This window comes from Sphingomonas sp. 320_CC, assembly GCF_059691795.1.
In genome coordinates this window covers 176,744-196,734 of sequence record NZ_JCAWAE010000001.1, presented here as the reverse complement: position 1 = coordinate 196,734, position 19,991 = coordinate 176,744, and the positions used below count along the sequence as shown (strand labels likewise).

Below are 19,991 nucleotides of genomic sequence, written 5' to 3'. Positions count from 1 at the left end.
CACGTCATACTCCCAGGGCGGGTTCGGTTAGGCGGGGCAGCCCGAGGCCGATACCCAGATCGTCCCAATTTTCGTTGCGCGTTTCGATCAGCTCGATCTTCCACGCTCTTCGCCAGTCCTTCAGCCGCTTCTCGCGAACGATCGCGGCCTCCATCGTGTCGAACATCTCGTAATAGGCGAGACGCTTGATGCCGTACCGGCGAGTGAAGCCGGGGATCAACCCCTCTCGGTGCTGAACGAGGCGTGCGAGGAGATTCGATGTCACGCCGATGTAGAGCGTGCCGTGGCGGCGGGAGTGGAGGATGTAGACGCACGGCTGGAAGGTTTCGCGCATTTTCGTGCTCCCCTGTGCCCGTGTGCCGGATCGTTTGATCCATCATCAACACCCCCGTCATCCCGGCGGACGCCGGGACCCACGGTAGCGGGCCGGGTGATGGTAGCACGTTATTGCCGGGTCCGCCGTAACCGTGGGTCCCGGCGTTCGCCGGGATGACGGATAGGGGGTTGGGGACCACGGAAGTTCGGGAACTCAGGTATTTACCCACCCCAAACGCAGAAAGGGCGCCGGTGGTCTCCCACCGACGCCCTCCCGAAACTCAACCTCAGTCGCGAATTACGCGGCTTGTGGCAGAGCCGCCTTCACCTGGGCGACGATCGCGCTGAATGCAGCGCCCTCGTGCATGGCGATGTCGGCCAGGACCTTACGGTCGAGTTCGATCCCTGCAAGCTTCACGCCGTGCATGAACTGCGAATACGTCAGACCCTCGGCGCGGACGCCGGCGTTGATGCGCTGGATCCAGAGGCCACGGAACGTGCGCTTCTTAACCTTGCGGTCGCGGTAAGCGTACTGTCCGGCCTTCTCGACGGCCTGACGGGCGATGCGGATGGTGTTCTTGCGACGGCCATAATAGCCCTTCGCCTGAACCAAAATACGCTTGTGCTTGGCGCGGGTGGTAACACCCCGTTTTACGCGTGCCATTGTCTAATTCCTTCTCAGCTCAACGCAGGCCGTAAGGCGCCCAGGCCTTCACTGCTGCGGTATCGGCCTTCGACAGCAGCTTGGTGCCGCGGTTCTGACGGATGTACTTGCCGTTATGATGCGCCAGACGGTGACGCTTGCCGGCGACGCCGTGCTTGAGCAGGCCGGTGGCGGTGAGCTTGAAGCGTTTCTTGACGCCGCTCTTGGTCTTCAGCTTGGGCATTTTTATCCTTTCGGTTACGAAGGAGGACGCTGAAATCGCCGCGGCAGCCCACACTGGCCGGGCGATTCGTCGAACGCGTTCCCTTCGAGGAAGCGGGGCCGATAGCTGCATTGATCGGGAATATCAACCGCTGTGGAACTGCCGCCGCAGCCATGCGATAGGGCTTGCATGGACGACAGCCCGACGCAGCCGATCGACGCCCCCTCCCCGGCACCCGAACCCGTCGACTCGCAAAAACGTCGCAAGCGGCGGATACTGCGCAACATCCTGCTCGGGATCGTCGCGGTCATCGTCGCGATCTGGCTCGTGCTGTACATCACCAAGGGGCGCTTCCTGAAGCATCCGTTCGAGCGCGTCGTCGGCTCGCTCACGCACCGGACGCTCACCGTGCGCGGCGATTTCCAGCTGTACTTCGCGCCGTTCCGTATCAAGCTGTACGCGGAGAACTTCACGCTCTCGAACCCCGACTGGGCGAGCAGGCCGAACCTGTTCCAGGCGGACAAGCTGGACACGCGGATCGCGCCGCTGTCGCTGATTTTCGGGAAGCGGCGGCTGTACTGGCTCGACCTCGTCAACGGCGCGGTCGATCTCGAGTGGAACGCGGCACATTCGGCCAACACCTGGACGTTCTCGAACAAGAAGGGCGGCAAGCCGCTGGAGTTTCCGCGGATCGACGTGGCGACCGTGACGGGCACGACGGTGCGCTATCTCGATCCGCGGATGCGCGTGCTGGCGGACCTCAAGGTTGCAGACATCCGCTCGGTCGATGCGACGATCGGCCGTGCGGTCGGGTTGACGGGCAAGGGGCGGTTGCGCGAGACGCCGTTCACCGTGACCGCGCAGTTGCTGTCGCCGGACGCGACCGCCAATCGCGGGCAGAACAAGCTGGTTGCGCGGGCGCGGGCGGCGGGGAACATCATCGACGTCGCGGGCACGCTGCCGAGCATTGCCGATGTCGAGAACGTGCCGCTCGCCGTCACCGCGCGCGGCGCGAACCTGTCGACGCTGCTGGGGGTGATCGACGTCGCGATCCCGAATACGCGGACCTACAAACTGCGCGCGCAGCTCATCAAGCAGGGCGACGAATACGCCTTCACGCACCTGCGCGGCTTTGCGGGCCGGACCGATCTCGCGGGCAAGCTGACGATTACCAACGGCGCGCGCATCCATCTCGATTCGGTGCTCACGACCAAGAGCCTCGACATCATCGATGCGGCACCGTTCATCGGTTTCAATCCCGACATCGTCGAAACGAAGGGCGCGGTGGCCGCCGCCGCCGCGACGGGCGCCGCACCGCAACGCCTGTTGCCCGACGGTAACCTGCCGGTCGCGACGATGCAGATCTTCGATGCCGACCTGAAATGGACGATCGGCACGGTGAAGTCGCGCAACCTGCCGATCTCGAACATCGACCTAACGCTCGACCTAGAGCGGGGGCGGTTGGCGCTGTCGCCGCTGACCTTCTCGATGGCGCGCGGCAACGTGGCCTCGGACGTCATCTTCGATACGCGCGCACGGCCGAGCGCGGTGTCGTACGACATCCGGCTTGCGCCGACACCACTGGGGCGGCTTCTCAAGGGCTATGGCCTGACCGAGGCCGGGACGACCGGGACCGTAAAGGGTCGCATCAAGCTCGACGGACGCGGCGACTCGATCCATGATTCGCTGGCGTCGTCGCGCGGACGGATCGCGTTCGTGCTGCCGTCTGGCGCGCTTTCGGTGCGCAACGTGCAGCTTGCAGAACTCGACATCGGCACGTTCGCCCAGCGGATGTTCCAGGGGAAGCTGGACGAGCCCGTACAGATCAATTGCGGGCTGATCGGCTTTACCGTGCGCGGCGGCGTTGCGGCGGCGGACCCGATCCTGATCGATACGCGCAAGAACGTGATCGTCGGCCGCGGCGGTTTCAGCTTCCGCAACGAAGCGGTCGACTTGGCCTTCCGTGCGGATTCGAAGAAGTTCAGTCTGTTTGCGGGGCAGTCGCCGGTCGGGGTCGGCGGTTTGTTCGCGGCGCCGAAGCTCAACGTGATCTCGAAGGACCTGCTTGCGCGGGTCGGCAGCGGGCTCGGGCTGGCGCTGGTGGCGACGCCGGTCGCGGGAATTCTCGCGTTCGTCGATGTCGGCGATGCGAAGTCTACCGCGTGCGGGCCTGTCCTCTCCGGGGCTACGGCGGCGGCGCAGCGGACGACCAAGGGCCAGCCGCGTGATGACGTAGGGCATGGGACGACCGCCAAGGCTGAGGACGGGAAGACGAATGCTGCGGAGAAGAAGGGACAGCGGAAGAAGTTTTTGGGGATCTTCTGAGGGCGCGGGGAGATGGTACGCCCCCCTTCCCTAGCTCGCTTTTTCTAGCGTCACGCGAGCGCCGGCTCGATGGCTGGGCGCTTTTAAAGGGCTAGCGTTGTGTGTCCGTGGGTCCCGGCGTCCGCCGGGATGACGGATGGGGGTGTGAGCGGAGCTCGGTGGTGGACATGCGGGTCGGATGTTGCCCGTGGTAGGTTGTTGCCTGTGGCCGGTTGCAGCCTGTGGCCGGTTGCAGCCTGTGGCCGGTTGCAGCCTGTGGCCGGTGTCGCACGTAGGTGTGAAATACATACGCTGCTGGAGCTGGATAGCGGCTTGGCTACGACGCAGCCGTCGCTCAGCACTTACTCCTCACCACACCAACCCCGTCACCCCGGCGGACGCCGGGGCCCATGGTTGGGTCCGCTCAGAGGGCTAGCGCTCCGTGTCCGTGGGTCCCGGCGTCCGCCGGGATGACGGATGGGGGTGTTGATGTGGGGGCGTTGCGGTTTGCGATGACGCCTTTTTGATCCCTTCCCACTTGCGAGAAGGACTGATCGCGTGCCGGACGCCGGTACGTACGTCGTGCCCTCCCCTAGCCCCTCCCGCAGGTGGGAGGGGAATCCTTATCCGTGGTCGTGGCCGTCATGCGCATCGTGATCGTGTGCATCCTGCAACCGGTGCATTGCCTCGAGCACGTCGTCCATTCTCGCAGGGTCGCCGATCGCGAGCACGTGACCTTCGCTGTCTGCGGTCAGCGGGTCGCCGTTCCAGTCGCACATCCGGCCGCCAGCGCCTTCAACTACCGGCACCAAGGCCGCAAAGTCGTAAAGCTTCAGGCCTGACTCACAGATCACGTCGAGATGCCCGCTAGCGAGCAGACCATAATTGTAGCAGTCGCCGCCATAGACGGGTCCCTGCCGCGGGTTGCCGCCCGAGATCGCGGCCACGAGTGCCAAGTAATGCGGCACGTCGATTTCGTCGAACAGATGCGGGCTAGTGGTGGCGATCGTCGAGCCTGCCAGTTCGCGGCAGGTGCGGGTACGGACCGGTACGCCGTTCAAAGTCGTCGGACGCCCCGCGACACCGACCCAGCGTTCGCGCTGGATCGGCTGGTCGATGATCCCGAGTACGGGCCAGCCATCCTCGACAAGCGCGATCAACGTCCCGAAGATCGCGCGCCCCACGGTGAAGCTGCGCGTGCCGTCGATCGGGTCGAGCACCCATTTACGGTTGGTGACGCCCGTCTTCTCGCCATACTCCTCGCCGACGATGCCATCGCCCGAGCGCTCGGCGTCGAGCAGCCGGCGCATCGCCGATTCGGCCTCGCGGTCGGCGCGGGTGACGGGGGACTGGTCGTCCTTGATCTCGACGCCGTGCTCATGGCGGAAATAGGGTCGGATGACGTGGCCCGCAGCATCCGCGAGGCGGTGCGCGAGATCGATATCGGCTTGGGTTACTGGCATATTTCCAGCCTATCGAGCGCGGACGTCACGGGCAATGGACGGATCGTTCGTGCCAGCGTAGGTCATTGCAATCCAACCGGAGTATCATCCATGCGCCTCGTCTCGACACTTGCCACTGCCGCTGCCCTCCTCGTCGCGGCGCCTGCGCTGGCGGCCCTCGCGCCCGGCGCCAAGGCTCCGGACTTCACCACGCGCGGCGCGATCGCTGGCAAGGTGTTCACCGTCCACCTCGCCGAACAACTGAAGAAGGGCCCGGTCGTGCTCTACTTTTTCCCGGCGGCATACACCGGCGGCTGCAACGCCGAGGCACATGCTTTTGCGGAAGCAATCCCGGCGTTCACCAAGGCGGGCGCGACTGTGATCGGCATGTCGGCCGACAATGTCGAGACACTCAGCAAGTTCTCCGCCGAGAAGTGCGCGGGCAAGTTCGCGGTCGCCAGCGCCGGGCCGAACGTGGTCAAGGGCTACGACGTCGCGCTCGGCAAGCAGATGGCAGGGCGCGACATCACCAAGCGCACCAGCTACGTCATCGCCAAGGACGGCCGCATCGCGTTCGTGCATGACGAGATGAACCCCGAGGCGCATGTCTCGACGACGCTTGCTGCGGTCCAGAAGCTGACGGGCAAGTAATCGATCGAAACCGGACCGGCAAATACCTGCCGGTCCGGTGACATTATGATAACGCTTTCGGGTCTATCGCTTTGGCGGGGACGCGGGGGATGACATGCGCGACGTACGAGTGGCCGGATCGATACGGGGCGCAAGACCTGACACGACGCTGTTTGAGCGGATCGGCGCGTTCCTCGACGAACAGAAGCTGAGCCCCGATCCCGCGCATTACGCGTTTGCCTATGCCGTGATGTCGGCACCTGGGAGCGATTTGGCCGCGCAGGTTGCTGCGCTGACGCAGGACGGCGTTCGTCTCACCCGATCGGATATCGAGCGACTCGGGGGAACGGTCGTCGACGAGCCCCCGTCGGGCCGATCGCGGCGGACCAACGGCGCTGCAGACACCAACCCCGATCAGACACCCGATACCGCGATTGCCCTCGTGATCGAGACGCAGCAGCAGGTCGATGGCTTCGTGCAGATCGTGCGGACGATGCAGGCCGAGACGCATGGCTTTGGCCGCGAATTGGCCAGGAGCGCGGCATCGATCACGCAATTGGCGGAGATCGACGAGATCGCCGAAATCACCAGTGCGATGATCGCTCGGATCCACGACAGCGAGGTGCGGCTGGCGGCGGCGACCGCAGAGACGGATTCGCTGCGGTCGAAGCTGATCGAAGCGCGCGATACGGCGCGCCGCGACGTGCTGACCGGCCTGCCCAACCGCCGCGCGTTCGAGGAAGCATTCGCGACGCGCGACCGGAACGCGGGGCCCTATTGCCTGGCCTTGTGCGACATCGACAGGTTCAAGCGGATCAACGACCTGCACGGCCACGGGGTCGGCGACCGGGTGCTCACCGCGATCGGCCAGGCGATGACGGCCGAATGCGCCCCGCACCTCGTCGTCCGCCACGGAGGCGAGGAGTTCGCGGTGTTGATCGGCGGGATCGCCTTGGCCGAAGCTGCCGACATGCTCGATGCCGTACGCTCGACGGTCGCTGGCAAGCGCTTCCGCAACCGTGAGACAGACACTGCGCTTGGCGTCATCACCGTCTCGGCGGGCGTGACCGCGATCCATGCCGACGAAGCCGCCGAAACCGCGTTCCAGCGCGCCGACCAGTTGCTCTACACCGCGAAGAAGGACGGTCGCGATCGGGTCTGCGCGGGTTAATCCCTAGAGTTGGCGCAATTTCCGACGAAGACATGGTGCGTTCCGCCAATTCAAGCTTCGCCCAAACAAGAAATCGCGAAAAATCAACAATTTAAGAAACTGGCACGCGCCATGCAATTCATTCGATATCGGCAGCCGGATGGTCCGGCGCCCGACCATCGAAGGACTATTTCATGTCGATCCGTTTCGAAACCGCTCAGCGCATCGCCTTCTCGCTCGTCGGCGCATTGTTCTTCGCAGCCATCGCAGTCGGCACTGCCGTCCCGATCATCCCCATCGCCTGATCAGGACGCTCATCATGAACCGCGGCATTCTCATCGGCCTTATCGCCTTTTCCACCACCATCCTGCTGATTGCGACACAGGCCGGCGGCGCGCTCGCCTGACCGACGAGACGCCTGCCGAACGTCACGGTCAGGCGGTCGAAGTCAGTCCCACCGGCCCTACGGGGGCCTCTTCTTCACGCGAATAGGTCCCGATCAACAGCCCTGCCGCCAGCACATGCCCGGTAATGGCCTCGATCACCGCAGAGCGCCCAGGTGTCGCGCCGACATCCCCTGCGCCTGCGCCGATCGCGAAGACCTGGAACGCATAGCGATGCTCGCCGTGTCCGCTGGGCGGATCGGGCGGCAACCAGCCTTCGCGTAGATAGGAATTACGACCGACATCGCGACCTTTCGCGTCACCTTCACCGTCCGCAACGATCGCGCCTTCAGCTAGCTGGCCCGCATCCGCTTCGAGTCCCCAGATGATTGCGTGCACCAGGGGTTGCGGCGCCGGAGCATCGGCATCCTCGACGATCAATACCATGCGCTCGGTCCCGACCGGCGGCTCGCTCCACACGAGCGGTGGCGACACACCCTCCCCGTCCGCAGTGAAGCGAGGCGGCATCCGTGCTTCGTGCGCGAACGCCGGACTGGTCAGGGTCAACGTCTCGAAGTTCTCGCCGAGCTGGACGATCGCAAGCTTGTCGATCCCGGCACGCAAGCCGCTCATCGCGTGGCCAAGCCAGGCGGGGATGTGTTCGAGCATGGCTTATCCTTCCGACGGGCAGGTTTCGGCACGACGGGCGGGGGCTGCGCCGTCATACCAGTCGCTCTGCGGACCCATCTTGGCTGCGTCATGGTAGCAGACCTGTGTCTTGCCGCGCTTTGGGTCGACGATCACCGTCCAGTTGTGGTCGCCGCAATTATGCTCCTCGCAGCCCCAGGAGGCGACGCGGTCGCCCATCTTGAAAACGGGCGTTGCAGGCCCCGATCGGCCGCGGATCATCTCGCGCAGCTTTGCATCGCCGACCGCGTTGACGAGGCCGGTCGCGACATCAGTGCGATCGAAGAAATCCACGCCGTCGACCGCATCGTGCGGGTATTTACCGACATAGGCGGTGATCGGCGTTGTCTGCGCCTGGCCTGCTATCGGGGCGGGCGCGCGCGTTTCGGGCGGGGTGAAGCCGCTGGGCGCGGCGGTCTTGGTGGGATCGTCGTTGCGACCGCATCCGCCGACGAGAAGCGGCGCCGCGAGCAACGCGACCGCGATTGCCGTCCTCATGATCGCACCGTCGTCATCACCTGATCTCCTCAACCCCCTTTGCAACGCATCGACCGGCATCGTGGTTGCGGAGGGGGGGCGATGCGACCATCTCGGGTCCATGGAGCATGATCTCGATCGTTTCGTCGCGGCGCAGGACGGCGTCTATCCGCAGGCGCTGGCGGAGTTGCAGCGCGGGGCCAAGCGCACCCACTGGATGTGGTTCATCTTCCCGCAAATCGCCGGACTGGGCCAAAGCGCCATGGCGCGAACCTACGCGATTGCCGGGGCGGACGAGGCTCGGGCGTATCTCGCGCATCCGGTACTCGGGCCGCGACTGATCGAGGTCACGCAGACGGTGACGGCAGCGCCCGGATCTGCCGAAGCGATCCTGGGCGGGATCGACGCGGTGAAGTTGCGGTCGTCGATGACGCTGTTCGCCGCGGTTGCCGACGAACCGGCACCGTTCCGCGCGGCGCTCGACCGGTTCTTCGGCGGCGAAGACGATCGTGTGACCCTGGAACTGCTGCGCCGGACGCCGAACCGATAAGATAGGAGTATTGGCGGCAACGCGTGTAGTGTGACCGCGGGGCCTTCCGCCCCATGAGGTGCCGTGATGGCGAAGAGCCAGAAGAAATCCAGCAAGGAAGTCCGCAAGCCCAAGGCCGAAAAAGCGCCTAAGGCGAACGCGTCCAACCCAACCACCAAGGGCAAGCCCGTCGAGATGACGACGCTGAACTGAGGCGCGCCGGGGCGGGTATCGCGCCGGCAAGATCTTCGACCGGGCGATAACGGGGCGCCCTCCGTTGTTCCGGTCGATCGGGCGCAATGCCGTCTGGCCGAGACAAGCATGCGTCCGGCAGCACAAACCTGCTGCCCGACCACCGGATCCGGGTCAGCCGGCCGCGGCGATCTGGCGTAGCGCCTGTTCGAAGACCTCGACGGGCTGGCCGCCCGAAATAAGATGCCGGTCGTTGATCACGATCGCCGGCACTGCATTGATCCCGCGAGCACGCCACAGTTCCTCCGCCGCACGAACGTCGTCCGCGTAGCGTCCCGACCGCAGCACTTCTTCGGCTGCGACCGGATCAAGGCCGGCCTTTGTCGCGGCATCGACCAGCACGCGGTGATCGCCGGGATCGACATTATCAGTGAAATTGGCGGTGAAGAGCGCGTGCTTCAGCGCCGCCTGTCCCCCTTCGATCTGCGCCCAGTGCAACAGCCGGTGCGCGTCGAACGTGTTGTAGATCCGGCTCGTCTCGGTCATCGCCATCGTGAAACCGAAGTCGCGCGCGCGATCGACGATCATCGCGCGGTTCGCCGCCGACTGCTCGCGGGTCGATCCGTATTTCTCCGCGATATGCTCGCCGATATTCTGGCCGCCAGCGGGCATCGCCGGATTGAGTTCGAACGGCTGGAAGACGATCTCCGCGTCGAGCGCATCCGCCGCGCGGGCCAGTGCCTCTTCCAGCGCGCGCAGGCCGATGATGCACCAAGGACAGGCGATGTCCGATACGAAATCGATCTTGAGATGGGCGGTCATGTCAGTCTCCGGCTAGTGCGCTCCGCGGTAGATGGCGGCGGTCGGATGAGCAACCGCGGGGCTTTCGGCTGGTCATGGCCGCCCGCCTCGTTACATCCGCTCGATGGCCAATCCGACCGCAGACCTTTTCGGCACCCCCGTCCTGCCAGGGCTCGAATATCGCGACGCGCTGCTCAGCCAGGACGAGGAGGAGGCGCTGATCGCCCGGATCGACGAACAGGACCTGGCGCCGTTCCAGTTCCAGGGTTGGCTGGGCAAGCGGCTGACCCGGTCGTTCGGCTGGCATTATGATTTCGACACGAGCCGGTTCGGCGAGACCGATCCGTTGCCCGACTGGCTGCTGCCGATACGTCAGCGCGCCGCCGCGTTTGCGAGACTGCCCGAGGAGGCGCTCGTCCAGGCGTTGCTGATCCGGTACGATCCGGGTGCCGGTATAGGCTGGCACCGCGACCGGCCGGTGTTCGAGCATGTCGTCGGAATTTCGCTCGGTGTGCCGGCGGCGATGCGGTTCCGGCGGCGCAAAGCAGGCGGCTTCGACCGCGCCGCCGTCCCGCTGGCGCCGCGGTCGGTGTACCATCTCAGCGGGGAGGCGCGGCATGATTGGGAGCACAGCATCGCGGAGATGGAAGTGACGCGCTGGTCGATCACCTTCCGCAGCTTTACCGACCGCGCACAGCAGGATCGGCGCTGACGTTTCTGCGGTTCGGCGCGGTGAAGTTCACGGCGTACGAGGCTGGCGGCATCGCTCCGTTTTATCGAACACCGTCCGATCGGGGTATCACTTGCCCTATATGCTTCGCGCACATATGAATCTCGCGATGGATAGTCCTCGAGATCGCAATGTCTTCGGCGCATTCGCGCTCATGATCAGCGACGACATCGTGCGTGCGACGTCTTCGCAAGCGCCGGAAGCTGGCCCTGCGGCGTCGGCGCTCGCGTTGCTCGCGCACCAGCCCGGGCTCTCGATCCGCATGCTGGCAATCGGAGTCGGCCTTTCACATGCAGGGGCCGTTCGCCTGGTCGATCGGCTGGCGAACGAGGCGTTGATCGAGCGTCGGGAGCATTCGACGGACGGCCGTACGCGTTCGCTCTACCTTACGCCCGCTGGCAAGATCTCCAGCGACAAGGTCTTGGCCTCCCGCGATCAGGTCATTGCCGAAGGGCTGACGATCCTCACGCCGGACGATCTGAAGATCCTGTCCGACATCGCCGAACGCGTCCTGCGCGACCGCCTCGAAAACCTCGATCACTCCTACCGCATCTGTCGCCTGTGTTGCCACGAAGGGTGCACGAACTGCCCTATCGATGCCGAATTGCTCGAGCGAGGCGTAGACCGCGAGGCGTAGGACGAAGCGCAGGAAGTTCGCGATCATGCCCGCTTGATGCCAGCTATCGAAAAATAGCGAGGAACCCGCGCATGTCACTACGCCAATAATATATATGCGCCGTGCATATAGCGATGGCCTCGAACCACAACTATATGCCTCAAGCATACTTATACCGGCTTCTTACCGACGGCGCACTCCGAGGACGAAGAAGCAGTCAGGCTGAGGGGTCGACGCTATGGAACTCAATCAGGTCCGCTACTTTATCAACTTGGCCGAGACGCTCAATTTCACGGCGGCAGCACGGTTGAGCAGTGTGTCACAGCCCAGTCTGACCCGTGCGATCCATCGTCTTGAGGAGGAGCTCGGCGGGAAACTGATCCACCGCGACGGGAAGAACAGCCGCCTTACCGGCCTCGGTCAGGACGTCGAAGCGGAATTCAGGCGCATGGCGGCGGCGGTCAGGAGCGTCCGCGATCATTCCGAGAACTGGGCGATGGGACGGCACCGCGTATTGGACGTCGGCGTCGCGCCAACCGTCGGACCAAAGGAGTTCTCGGCGTTTTTCGAGAGCGCGCTGGCGGAAGTTCCGTCGGTCGAGATCAAGCTGCATTCGCTGCAGTCGAACGAGGACGCATCGGAGGTGCTGTCGGGAAAATACCATGCCTGCATCCTGCCGCGTGAAACGCGGCCCGACCTCAAGTTGAGCGTGCACCCGTTATTTCGCGAACGCTTCGTCCTCGGCTGTTCCGCGACCCATCCCCTGGCAGCCGGCGATATCGTGCGCAGCGAAGACCTGGTCAGGTTCCCGTTCGTCGACCGCCTGAAATGCGAGTTTCGCGACGAGATCCGCGATCACTTCGCGCGACGGGACGTGCTCGTGCAGCCCCGCTTTCGATCCGACCGCGAAGACTGGGTGCAGCGGGTCGTCGCCGACAGCGACGCGATATGCATCCTTCCGGAACGATCGGCCACGGCGCACGGCCTCGTCACGCGCCCGATCGACGGGTTCGTCCTGGAGCGTGAAGTCGTGATCGCGACGGTCTCCGGCTCCACCGCGCCAGTCGAAATACGCAAGATCGCGCAAATGGCGGCCCGGTACGCGTGGAATTGAGTCACGGCATGAACAGTATCGGTGGTATGGAAACTATACGTTCGGCGTATTGGATAATTCCAGGGGGTACTGCGATACACTGCATGATGACGAATACTATTTTCTGAACGTAGATCCTTCGTTCCTCTTGAAAAGTATTGAGTGATATCATGAAGTTTGAAAGATCGCAGGACGCAGTCGATCGGCTGACCCCCGAGCAACGCCGGGTCACGCAGCACTCGGGTACCGAACGGCCCTTCACCGGGGAGTATGACGGCAACAAGGAGCCCGGCATCTATGTCGACGTCGTATCGGGCGAGCCGTTGTTCGGTTCGACCGACAAATACGAGTCGGGCTCCGGCTGGCCGAGCTTCACCAAGCCGATCGTGCCCGCAAACGTGAACGAGGTCCGCGACACCACGCACGGGACGGTCCGGACCGAGGTCAGGTCGGTGCACGCCGACAGCCATCTGGGCCACGTGTTCCCGGACGGTCCCGCCGACCGCGGCGGCCTGCGCTATTGCATCAACTCGGCGTCGCTTCGCTTCATCCCGCGCGATGAGATGGAGAACGAAGGCTACGGCGAATATCTCGATCAGGCAGAGGAGGCTTAATATGCACGAGCGCGCCATTCTCGCGGGCGGATGCTTCTGGGGCATGCAGGATCTGATCCGCAAGCGGCCCGGTATCGTCTCGACCCGCGTCGGCTACACCGGCGGCGACATTCCGAACGCCACCTATCGCAACCACGGCACGCATGCCGAGGGGATCGAGATCGTCTTCGACCCGGCGGTGACGAGCTACCGGGCCATCCTCGAATTCTTCTTCCAGATCCACGATCCCACCACCAAAAACCGCCAGGGCAACGACATGGGGCTTTCCTACCGGTCGGGCATCTATTTCGTCGACGACGCGCAGAAGCGCGTTGCCGAGGACACGATCGCCGACGTCGATGCCTCCGGGCTGTGGAATGGCAAGGTGGTCACCGAGGTCGTGCCGGTCGGCGCATTCTGGGAAGCCGAGCCGGATCATCAGGATTATCTGGAGACGCGGCCGAACGGCTACACCTGCCACTTCGTGCGTCCCGGCTGGGTGCTTCCGAAGCGCCAGACGGCTGGCGATGCGCAGCCCGCGACCGGGATCGCCGCGGAATAGACGCCACCACCGTTCAGCGCGGGTCTGGTCCGCAATCCTCCATGACCGCAGCACCAGGATCGCAGATCATGACATACCTCTCGTCCTTCCCGATCACGCAGCGCTGGCCGGCATCACATCCCGATCGCATCCAGCTTTACGCCACGCCCACCCCCAACGGCGTCAAGGTCTCGATCATGCTGGAGGAAACCGGCCTGGCGTACGAGCCGCATTTCATCGACATCTCGAACAACGAGTCGAAGGACCCGGCGTTCGTGGCGCTCAATCCGAACGGCCGCATCCCGGCGATCATCGATCCGGCGGGGCCCGACGGGAAGCCCTTGGCGCTATGGGAATCCGGGGCGATCCTTCTCTACCTCGCCGAAAAGACGGGCCAGTTCATGCCCGCCGACCCTGCCCGACGGTACGAGACGCTTGCCTGGGTCTTCTTCCAGATGTCGGCGATCGGCCCGATGTTCGGTCAGCTCGGTTTCTTCCTGCGATTTGGCGGCAAGGATTTCGAGGACAAGCGGCCGCGACAGCGCTTCGTCGACGAGACCAAGCGCCTCCTCGGGGTCCTGGATCGCCAGTTGGAAGGCCGCGACTGGATCGTCGACGACTATTCGATCGCGGACATCGCGACGATCGGCTGGGTGAATGCGCTCGGCGCGTTCTACGCTGCCGGCGATATTCTTGGTCTCGAGGACTATGCGAACGTCCAGGCGTGGCTCGCACGCGCGCTGGCGCGACCCGCGGTGCAGCGCGGACTGCACATCCCCGCGAAGCCGGCATGAGCGTAATCGCCGCCTATTATTACCACGAAGGCAAGCGAGTGCGGGCGATAGCGCTCGATGAAAGCATCGAACTGGGCGAGGATCGCACGGGCTTCTGCTGGATCGCGCTCGGCGAGCCTACCGACGACGAACTCAGCAAGCTCCAGGCGACGTACAACCTCCATCCGTTGGCGATCGACAACGCGATGCACCCGCTGTGCCCGCCCAAGCTCGAAGTCTACAATGATGAACTCTACATCGTCGCGCAGACCGCGGCGCTGGTGGGCGACCGGATCATCTACGGCAAGATGGCGATCTTCACCGGTCACAATCATCTCATCACCGTGCGGCACGGCACCGCGGGCGCGCTCGGCAACCTTCGCGCGCAACTCGAGGGATCGACCACCTTGTCCCGAAAGGGTGTCGACTATGTCCTGCACGCCATCCTGCACCGCATCGTCGACCAGTATCTGCCGATCTTCGAGATGATCGAGGATGACGTCCTGGCAATGGAGAGACGGTCGCTCGACGACTTCCTCGAGCGGGAAGACGTCGTCCGCATCTTCGAACTGAGATCCGAACTCACGCGGTTCCAGCGCACGCTCGGCGCCATGGGGGAGCTGGTGGGAAAGCTCGTCCGCGGCCATTTCCCCTGCATCAGCGCCGACGTGACGCCCTATTTCAGCGACGTCGCGGACCATCTGCACCGTGTCCAGTCGATGGTCGACGGCCTCCTCCACGTCCTGTCCACGGTCTTCGAGGCGAGCAGCCTCCTGGAGGCGCAACGGATGGGCGTAATCACCCGCCAACTCGCGGCATGGGCGGCGATACTGGCGGTCCCGACCGCGATCGCCGGAATCTACGGCATGAATTTCAAGAATATGCCGGAGCTAGACGCGACCTACGGATACTTCATCGTGCTCGGCGTGATCGCGGTATTCTCCCTGCTGCTGTTCATGCGCTTCAAGAAGGCCAAGTGGCTATGACGACCCAACTAACCGACATCCTCGAAGCGGTGCTGGCGTTCGTCGCCAAGGGCTACGATCACGAGTACCGCGTCAAGGACAGCAACCTCGTCGATCTCGAACTCGGATCGACCGTCGAAGCCTGCACCATTCGCGTCGACGCGGCGCTGCGGCTCGAAAGCGGCGATGATGGCGAAGACGCCTCCAATATCTACGCGATCACCGACCCGGCGACCGGGCACCGCGGCCTGTTAATCGACGCGTTCGACGTGTTCCACGAAATCTGTCCCCGCGACCTGTCCGAGCGGCTCGTCGCGGATCGGGAAACGGTGGCGGCACGCGACCGGGACGCGCCGACCAAGCACGGACTGCGCAAGGTCTTCAAGGACGAGTTCCACCGCAATCCCGAACGCTACGTTCTGCGGGAGGGCTTTCCGGACTTCCCTTCATGCCCGTTCGGCGGCGGTTTCAGCATCCTCGGCTTCGACACCGCCGAGCAGGACTATGTCTGGCTCGTCACGAGCATCATCCGGGATCCCCGGCTGATCCGCGTCCCCTACCAGGGCGAAGACGTCAACAGCGACGAGTAGCGGCGTCGCCGAGCACAAGTCCGCCGAACCATCGAAGCACTGTAACGCAAGGACGTCATCATGGACTGGAACAAGGCCCATATCCGAGAGACGATGCTCTCGCTGGAGACCGCAGCGCTGCAGAGTGCCCGGGAAAACTACCTCGACTATGTCTTCACCGCCAAGGTCGATCAAAGCGAACCGGTCGAGAACGACGAACTGGCGCAGGCCGAAATCGCCAGCGACTTGGCCGAAGCGCTCGACGACACGCTGCACGATTACGCCGACAAGATCGACAAGCTCCGGATGATCGATTTCGGCCCCAAGACGACCGTCGAGGAAGGTGCCGTCGTCAAGCTGTCCGGCCGCTACTTCGCGATCGCCGTATCGACCAGCAGGTTCACTTGTCAGGGACGTGAAGTCATGGGGATTTCGACGATGGCACCGATCTTCGAAGCGATCGAAGGCGCCCGGGCCGGGGAGACCGTGCAGTTCAACGGCCGCGGCCTCGTCGTGGAAGACGTGGAATAGGGTCTGGCCACCGACCAACGCGCCAGTCCCGAACGCCGTTTATTTCATCAAAGGCAAGCTCATGACGACACCGTCGTTCTTCATCACCCCCGGCTACGGGACCCGCCTGCACGAGGCGCTGCATTACTCCCAGGCAATGCGCATCGGCGACCGCGTGGATATTTCCGGACAAGGCGGCTGGAACGACGATCTCGTCATTCCGGAGTCGATCGAGGAGGAGATCGCGCAGGCGTTCGAGAACGTCGAACGGACGCTTGCGACAGCCGGGGCAACCTGGCGGCACGTCGTCCACGTCAATTCCTATCACGTCGGCGGCTTCCCTCCCGTCATCAACGAGACGATGGCCAGGCTATACCGCCACTACATGCCCGACCGCGCGCCGATCTGGACGCAATTGGGGGTAGAGGCGCTGGGGCTTCCCACCATGCGCATCGAAATTCGCGTGACGGCGATCATAGCGTGATCCGCCTTTGATCTGTGGCGCGACGCGTATCTCAAAAATTTCACAATTTTTATCGAAGCACACAGTCTACGGGAGCACTTCATGTTCGAAGCCGAAGCACGCATCGCCACCATCGATAGCAGCCGTTATTTGACCGAGATCGCCAAGGCGTGGGTGCACACCTATCCGGTTCGCTACGATGCGCTGACCGCGGAGATCGAGCTTCCCGGTGGCCAGCTTATCATGACAGCCGATGGTGATAGCTTGTCGCTCCGGCTTGTGGGCACGGATCAAGGTCCTTTCGATGCCGCAAAGGAGGCCGTGGCCAAGCACGTAGATCGTGTGGCTGAACACGATACCGGCGTGCGCTGCGTCTGGCATGAGATTTCCTGATCGCAAACGGGACGGTCGAATCGCCCAAAGCTAGCAGTCAGGATTGAGCCCTCGCTGCATAAGCTATGCATGACCCAAGTCTGCGATGAGCGTGTCCGCGTCGAGATGGAAATCCGAGAAGACGATACGGCCGCCTTCATCGATTACCGTAAACCAGGGTGTTCCTCGCGTGCGGTAGTCTTCCATGAAGGTCGGCAGCACCTGCCCGGTCGGTGGCTCATCGTGACCGAAAGCGAGGGGAAGGTCATATTTGAGCTGGTTCATGCGCAACGTCTCGAATGTGTTCTCGTCAGCGCCTTCGAAGACGGTCTGGATCACCGCAAACCCCACGCCCTTGGGGCTCAACGCGCGATGTAATTTTTGTAGCGTCGGAAACCCGTGGAGATGGCAACCGGGGCACCAATGCTGGAACGCGAACAGGATCTTTGGGCCGGTCCCGAGGTCCGACAGCGTAAGCGGCGCGATCGCTCCTCCGTCGTGGTCGATCCATTTCTGCACCCGCAGCTCGGGGGCTTGGCGTTGGTCGATGCTCATTTGCTGCTCCAATTACGATGCGGATCGTCGGCTTGGCGGTCGTCAGGCCGGTAGCTCGAATCCGATTTTCTCGAGTGCCGCGACGCAGGCATCCTGATCCTGCTGATAATTACCCCCGGAGATGCCGATCCCACCGATCAACTTCCCGTCCTCCAGGATCGGATATCCGCCGCCGACCGCCACCATCCGCGGGCGATAGGCCAGCGGCGCCACCTTCGGATCGTTGGTCACATACTCGTTCCAGACATGCGTCGGGAACCCGAACGAGGCGGAACTCCAGGCCTTGTCGATGGCAACGTCGACCGTGAGAAACGGCGCGTCGTCGGTGCGCTCGAATGCGCGCAGATACCCGGTGGCGTCGACGACGGCGACGGCAGCCGGGATGCCGATTGCACGGGCCGCGGCGATCGCCGCGTCGATGAGGGCGACCGCGGTTTCGAGGTTGATCGACGCGGTGGCGATGGATTTGCTCATGGGATTTCCTTCGCCGAGGCGCGATCCGTCAGCATTTGTGAGGTTGGAAATGAGTTTCTCGGCAACGATCGTTAGTCTACGACTATGGCTGCGTGGCTAGCGCAATTCAAATAGCTTCTGCGTATAGTTTCCATAGAGAACGACTTGGCATTTACCAGATCAACTTCGATGCGTATCGGCCGAATAATTCAGAACCGACCGATCGATCGTAAGACCCGCCCCTAGCCGTGCACATGACAAAACTACCGAAACGTATGAAAACTATAGTGACAGGGTATTGGATAGTCAGGCTGGGTGGGCGCTAAACCCCATTTGCAATCATCGGGCGTCATAGCAGGTCAAGATCATGGCCATTCCATCAGGCCGTCCTGCTTATTCTCGAGTCAAACAACTCGTTCGACAGTTGCAGCCACAAGGATGTAGCATCAGCTTCTGAACTCAAGCCCGATCCGTTCCATCAGCCAACCCAAGGGATTCATCATGGTCACCAGAGGATTCTCCGGCCGCGGTTCAAGCGGCGATGACTCCGGTCGAGTTCCGCCAGGTCAGCATCTCGTGGAAGATTTTCCCGTCCTGTCCGCTGGCCCTACGCCGCACGTGGAGCCTTCCGATTGGAAATTCACGGTCAAGATCGGTCCGAAGCCCGTCAAGGTCTGGAACTGGACTGAGTTCAACGCCCTGCCGAAGACGAAGGTGACCAAGGACATTCACTGTGTCACCTCCTGGTCCAAGTTGGATACCGCCTGGGAGGGTGTACTCGTCGAAGACATCCTTGCCGATGCTGGGCTCGATCCGCCCACCGATTTCGTCCTGGCGCACTGCTACGATAAATATTCGACGAACGTGCCCTTGGCGGACCTTCTGTCGGGCAAGGCGATGGTCGCCCTCACCTATGCGGGCAAGCCGCTTCCGCGCGATCACGGCGGGCCCGCGCGCCTCCTGGTCCCGCACCTCTACTTCTGGAAGTCCGCCAAATGGGTGAACGCACTGCAGTTCACGACGCGCGACGAACCCGGATTCTGGGAAGGTCACGGCTACCATATCTACGGCGATCCATGGCGCGAACAGCGATACACCAATGACTGAGGGTGGCGCGAAAGCCGTGCCGTGGCAGTCATGCGTGATCGAGGACATCGTCCAGCAGACACCGAGCATCAAGAGCTTCTTCCTGCGATTGAGCAAACCGTTCGCGCACATTGCAGGGCAGCATGTCGATGTCCGGCTGACCGCGCCCGATGGCTACAGCGCGATGCGCAGCTACTCGATCGCGTCCGCGACGACGTCGTCCCCGATTCTCGAACTTGCGATCGAGCGACTGCCGGACGGTGAAGTCTCGTCGTTCTTTCACGACGTCGCGGCGATCGGCGACGATATCGAGCTTCGTGGTCCGCTTGGGGGTCATTTCCTGTGGCCGGATCCCGCCGTGGACGCGGTATTGTTGATCGGAGCTGGCTCCGGCCTCGTGCCGCTGATGGCGATGATCCGGCATCGCCGCACACTGTCCCAGACCGTCCCGACGGCGCTCCTGTTGTCCGCACGCACCGAGGCGGACGTTCTCTTCTCGGAAGAGCTGCATGCCACCGAAACTGGCGATGCAGCTTTCGTCCTGGCGCTGGCGATCACTCGAGAAGCCCCGGTCCGCCCATCGGACTTCGGAAGACGGATCGACGGCGCGATGGTTCAGGATGTCGTGGCCCGGCTTAACCGAAAGCCCAGCCACGTCTTCGTTTGCGGGTCCAACGGCTTCGTCAACATCGCGACCGAGGGCGCACTACTGGCCGGCCTGCCCCCCTCCATTATCAAGACCGAGCGCTACGGTGGCTAGTGATTGCGGACGTGCAGCCCAGACTTGGTTTAGTCGGCCGCCGGATCCGCTTTGTTGGTAGTTATCGAAACTATAGCCTGTGGTCATTGGACATCGTCCGGTGATCAACTCATCCTCCTTCAGCGCTACTTGCGGA

Annotated in this window: 27 protein-coding genes; 18 read left to right on the top strand and 9 right to left on the bottom strand. The window is 63.3% G+C overall.

The features are described 5' to 3' along the window. Window positions 1–4: 4 nt before the first annotated feature. The 3 genes from AC59GX_RS00965 to rpmI all read right to left on the bottom strand — a co-directional run bounded on the left by AC59GX_RS00965 (window position 5) and on the right by rpmI (window position 1,202). The gene (locus AC59GX_RS00965; RefSeq protein WP_426282725.1) at window positions 5–334 is read right to left on the bottom strand and encodes a GIY-YIG nuclease family protein; all 330 of its coding nucleotides are present in this window, start codon (window positions 332–334) and stop codon (window positions 5–7) included. Between the two features lie 279 nt (window positions 335–613). Then, on the bottom strand, window positions 614–979 hold the full coding sequence (rplT, locus tag AC59GX_RS00960) for a 50S ribosomal protein L20 (RefSeq protein ID WP_056054375.1): 366 nt from the start codon (window positions 977–979) through the stop codon (window positions 614–616). 19 nt (window positions 980–998) lie between these two features. After that, window positions 999–1,202, bottom strand: coding sequence for a 50S ribosomal protein L35 (rpmI, locus tag AC59GX_RS00955; RefSeq protein ID WP_031395289.1), 204 nt, complete (start codon window positions 1,200–1,202; stop codon window positions 999–1,001). Between the two features lie 168 nt (window positions 1,203–1,370). On the opposite strand from rpmI, the gene AC59GX_RS00950 reads away from it, so the two are divergent. Further along, a complete protein-coding gene (locus AC59GX_RS00950; protein ID WP_426282728.1) occupies window positions 1,371–3,506 on the top strand; it encodes an AsmA family protein in 2,136 nt (711 codons plus the stop codon). 602 nt (window positions 3,507–4,108) lie between these two features. Here AC59GX_RS00950 and AC59GX_RS00945 read toward each other — a convergent pair. After that, window positions 4,109–4,948, bottom strand: coding sequence for an inositol monophosphatase family protein (locus AC59GX_RS00945; RefSeq protein WP_426282729.1), 840 nt, complete (start codon window positions 4,946–4,948; stop codon window positions 4,109–4,111). 90 nt (window positions 4,949–5,038) lie between these two features. On the opposite strand from AC59GX_RS00945, the gene AC59GX_RS00940 reads away from it, so the two are divergent. Beyond that, entirely contained in the window at window positions 5,039–5,578 is a 540-nt protein-coding gene (locus AC59GX_RS00940) for a peroxiredoxin (RefSeq protein WP_056061405.1), read from the top strand. Between the two features lie 94 nt (window positions 5,579–5,672). After that, window positions 5,673–6,728: a GGDEF domain-containing protein gene (locus AC59GX_RS00935; protein ID WP_426282730.1), complete on the top strand. Its 1,056-nt coding sequence runs from the start codon at window positions 5,673–5,675 to the stop codon at window positions 6,726–6,728. Window positions 6,729–7,141: 413 nt separating this feature from the next. On the opposite strand, the gene AC59GX_RS00930 is transcribed toward AC59GX_RS00935, so the two are convergent. Further along, window positions 7,142–7,759: a YbhB/YbcL family Raf kinase inhibitor-like protein gene (locus tag AC59GX_RS00930; RefSeq protein WP_426282731.1), complete on the bottom strand. Its 618-nt coding sequence runs from the start codon at window positions 7,757–7,759 to the stop codon at window positions 7,142–7,144. Window positions 7,760–7,762: 3 nt separating this feature from the next. After that, the gene (locus tag AC59GX_RS00925; protein WP_136189144.1) at window positions 7,763–8,275 is read right to left on the bottom strand and encodes an Ivy family c-type lysozyme inhibitor; all 513 of its coding nucleotides are present in this window, start codon (window positions 8,273–8,275) and stop codon (window positions 7,763–7,765) included. Window positions 8,276–8,375: 100 nt separating this feature from the next. Between AC59GX_RS00925 and AC59GX_RS00920 the strand changes: the two genes are divergently transcribed. Together AC59GX_RS00920 and AC59GX_RS00915 are read left to right on the top strand one after the other, a co-directional pair. Next, window positions 8,376–8,804, top strand: a complete 429-nt coding sequence (locus tag AC59GX_RS00920; protein ID WP_426282732.1) for a DUF1810 domain-containing protein — start codon at window positions 8,376–8,378, stop codon at window positions 8,802–8,804. Window positions 8,805–8,870: 66 nt separating this feature from the next. Next, a complete protein-coding gene (locus tag AC59GX_RS00915; RefSeq protein WP_259457500.1) occupies window positions 8,871–8,996 on the top strand; it encodes a hypothetical protein in 126 nt (41 codons plus the stop codon). A gap of 153 nt (window positions 8,997–9,149) precedes the next feature. Here AC59GX_RS00915 and AC59GX_RS00910 read toward each other — a convergent pair whose 3' ends face one another. Continuing rightward, on the bottom strand, window positions 9,150–9,797 hold the full coding sequence (locus AC59GX_RS00910) for a DsbA family oxidoreductase (protein ID WP_426282733.1): 648 nt from the start codon (window positions 9,795–9,797) through the stop codon (window positions 9,150–9,152). A 103-nt stretch (window positions 9,798–9,900) separates the two neighbouring features. On the opposite strand from AC59GX_RS00910, the gene AC59GX_RS00905 reads away from it, so the two are divergent. The 11 genes from AC59GX_RS00905 to AC59GX_RS00855 all read left to right on the top strand — a co-directional run bounded on the left by AC59GX_RS00905 (window position 9,901) and on the right by AC59GX_RS00855 (window position 17,022). Next, window positions 9,901–10,488, top strand: coding sequence for an alpha-ketoglutarate-dependent dioxygenase AlkB (locus tag AC59GX_RS00905; protein ID WP_426282734.1), 588 nt, complete (start codon window positions 9,901–9,903; stop codon window positions 10,486–10,488). A gap of 127 nt (window positions 10,489–10,615) precedes the next feature. Next, entirely contained in the window at window positions 10,616–11,143 is a 528-nt protein-coding gene (locus AC59GX_RS00900) for a MarR family winged helix-turn-helix transcriptional regulator (protein WP_497300612.1), read from the top strand. 250 nt (window positions 11,144–11,393) lie between these two features. Next, entirely contained in the window at window positions 11,394–12,236 is an 843-nt protein-coding gene (locus AC59GX_RS00895) for a LysR family transcriptional regulator (protein WP_426282736.1), read from the top strand. A 149-nt stretch (window positions 12,237–12,385) separates the two neighbouring features. Then, complete coding sequence (msrB, locus tag AC59GX_RS00890; protein ID WP_497300609.1) at window positions 12,386–12,829, top strand: peptide-methionine (R)-S-oxide reductase MsrB; 444 nt, start codon at window positions 12,386–12,388, stop codon at window positions 12,827–12,829. A 1-nt stretch (window position 12,830) separates the two neighbouring features. Then, entirely contained in the window at window positions 12,831–13,370 is a 540-nt protein-coding gene (gene msrA / locus AC59GX_RS00885) for a peptide-methionine (S)-S-oxide reductase MsrA (protein ID WP_426282738.1), read from the top strand. 68 nt (window positions 13,371–13,438) lie between these two features. Next, complete coding sequence (locus AC59GX_RS00880; RefSeq protein WP_426282739.1) at window positions 13,439–14,143, top strand: glutathione S-transferase N-terminal domain-containing protein; 705 nt, start codon at window positions 13,439–13,441, stop codon at window positions 14,141–14,143. Next, window positions 14,140–15,108, top strand: a complete 969-nt coding sequence (locus tag AC59GX_RS00875) for a magnesium and cobalt transport protein CorA (protein WP_426282922.1) — start codon at window positions 14,140–14,142, stop codon at window positions 15,106–15,108. The genes AC59GX_RS00880 and AC59GX_RS00875 overlap by 4 nt, the downstream gene beginning before the upstream one ends. Then, on the top strand, window positions 15,105–15,677 hold the full coding sequence (locus tag AC59GX_RS00870) for a hypothetical protein (RefSeq protein WP_426282740.1): 573 nt from the start codon (window positions 15,105–15,107) through the stop codon (window positions 15,675–15,677). The genes AC59GX_RS00875 and AC59GX_RS00870 overlap by 4 nt, the downstream gene beginning before the upstream one ends. Before the next feature lie 60 nt (window positions 15,678–15,737). After that, window positions 15,738–16,187, top strand: coding sequence for a hypothetical protein (locus AC59GX_RS00865; protein ID WP_426282741.1), 450 nt, complete (start codon window positions 15,738–15,740; stop codon window positions 16,185–16,187). A 61-nt stretch (window positions 16,188–16,248) separates the two neighbouring features. Then, entirely contained in the window at window positions 16,249–16,650 is a 402-nt protein-coding gene (locus AC59GX_RS00860) for a RidA family protein (protein WP_426282742.1), read from the top strand. Window positions 16,651–16,731: 81 nt separating this feature from the next. Next, a complete protein-coding gene (locus AC59GX_RS00855) occupies window positions 16,732–17,022 on the top strand; it encodes a DUF2218 domain-containing protein (protein ID WP_426282743.1) in 291 nt (96 codons plus the stop codon). Window positions 17,023–17,085: 63 nt separating this feature from the next. Here the strand turns inward: AC59GX_RS00855 and AC59GX_RS00850 are convergent, their stop codons facing one another. Together AC59GX_RS00850 and AC59GX_RS00845 are read right to left on the bottom strand one after the other, a co-directional pair. Continuing rightward, a complete protein-coding gene (locus tag AC59GX_RS00850; RefSeq protein WP_426282744.1) occupies window positions 17,086–17,556 on the bottom strand; it encodes a peroxiredoxin family protein in 471 nt (156 codons plus the stop codon). A 42-nt stretch (window positions 17,557–17,598) separates the two neighbouring features. After that, a complete protein-coding gene (locus AC59GX_RS00845; RefSeq protein WP_426282745.1) occupies window positions 17,599–18,030 on the bottom strand; it encodes a GlcG/HbpS family heme-binding protein in 432 nt (143 codons plus the stop codon). Window positions 18,031–18,510: 480 nt separating this feature from the next. Here AC59GX_RS00845 and AC59GX_RS00840 point away from each other — a divergent pair, with 480 nt between their 5' ends. Both AC59GX_RS00840 and AC59GX_RS00835 read left to right on the top strand, forming a co-directional pair. Further along, window positions 18,511–19,116 carry a sulfite oxidase-like oxidoreductase gene (locus AC59GX_RS00840; RefSeq protein ID WP_426282746.1) on the top strand — a complete coding sequence of 202 codons (606 nt, stop codon included), beginning with the start codon at window positions 18,511–18,513 and terminating at the stop codon, window positions 19,114–19,116. Further along, a complete protein-coding gene (locus tag AC59GX_RS00835; RefSeq protein ID WP_426282747.1) occupies window positions 19,109–19,855 on the top strand; it encodes a ferredoxin reductase in 747 nt (248 codons plus the stop codon). The genes AC59GX_RS00840 and AC59GX_RS00835 overlap by 8 nt, the downstream gene beginning before the upstream one ends. Window positions 19,856–19,991: the final 136 nt, after the last annotated feature.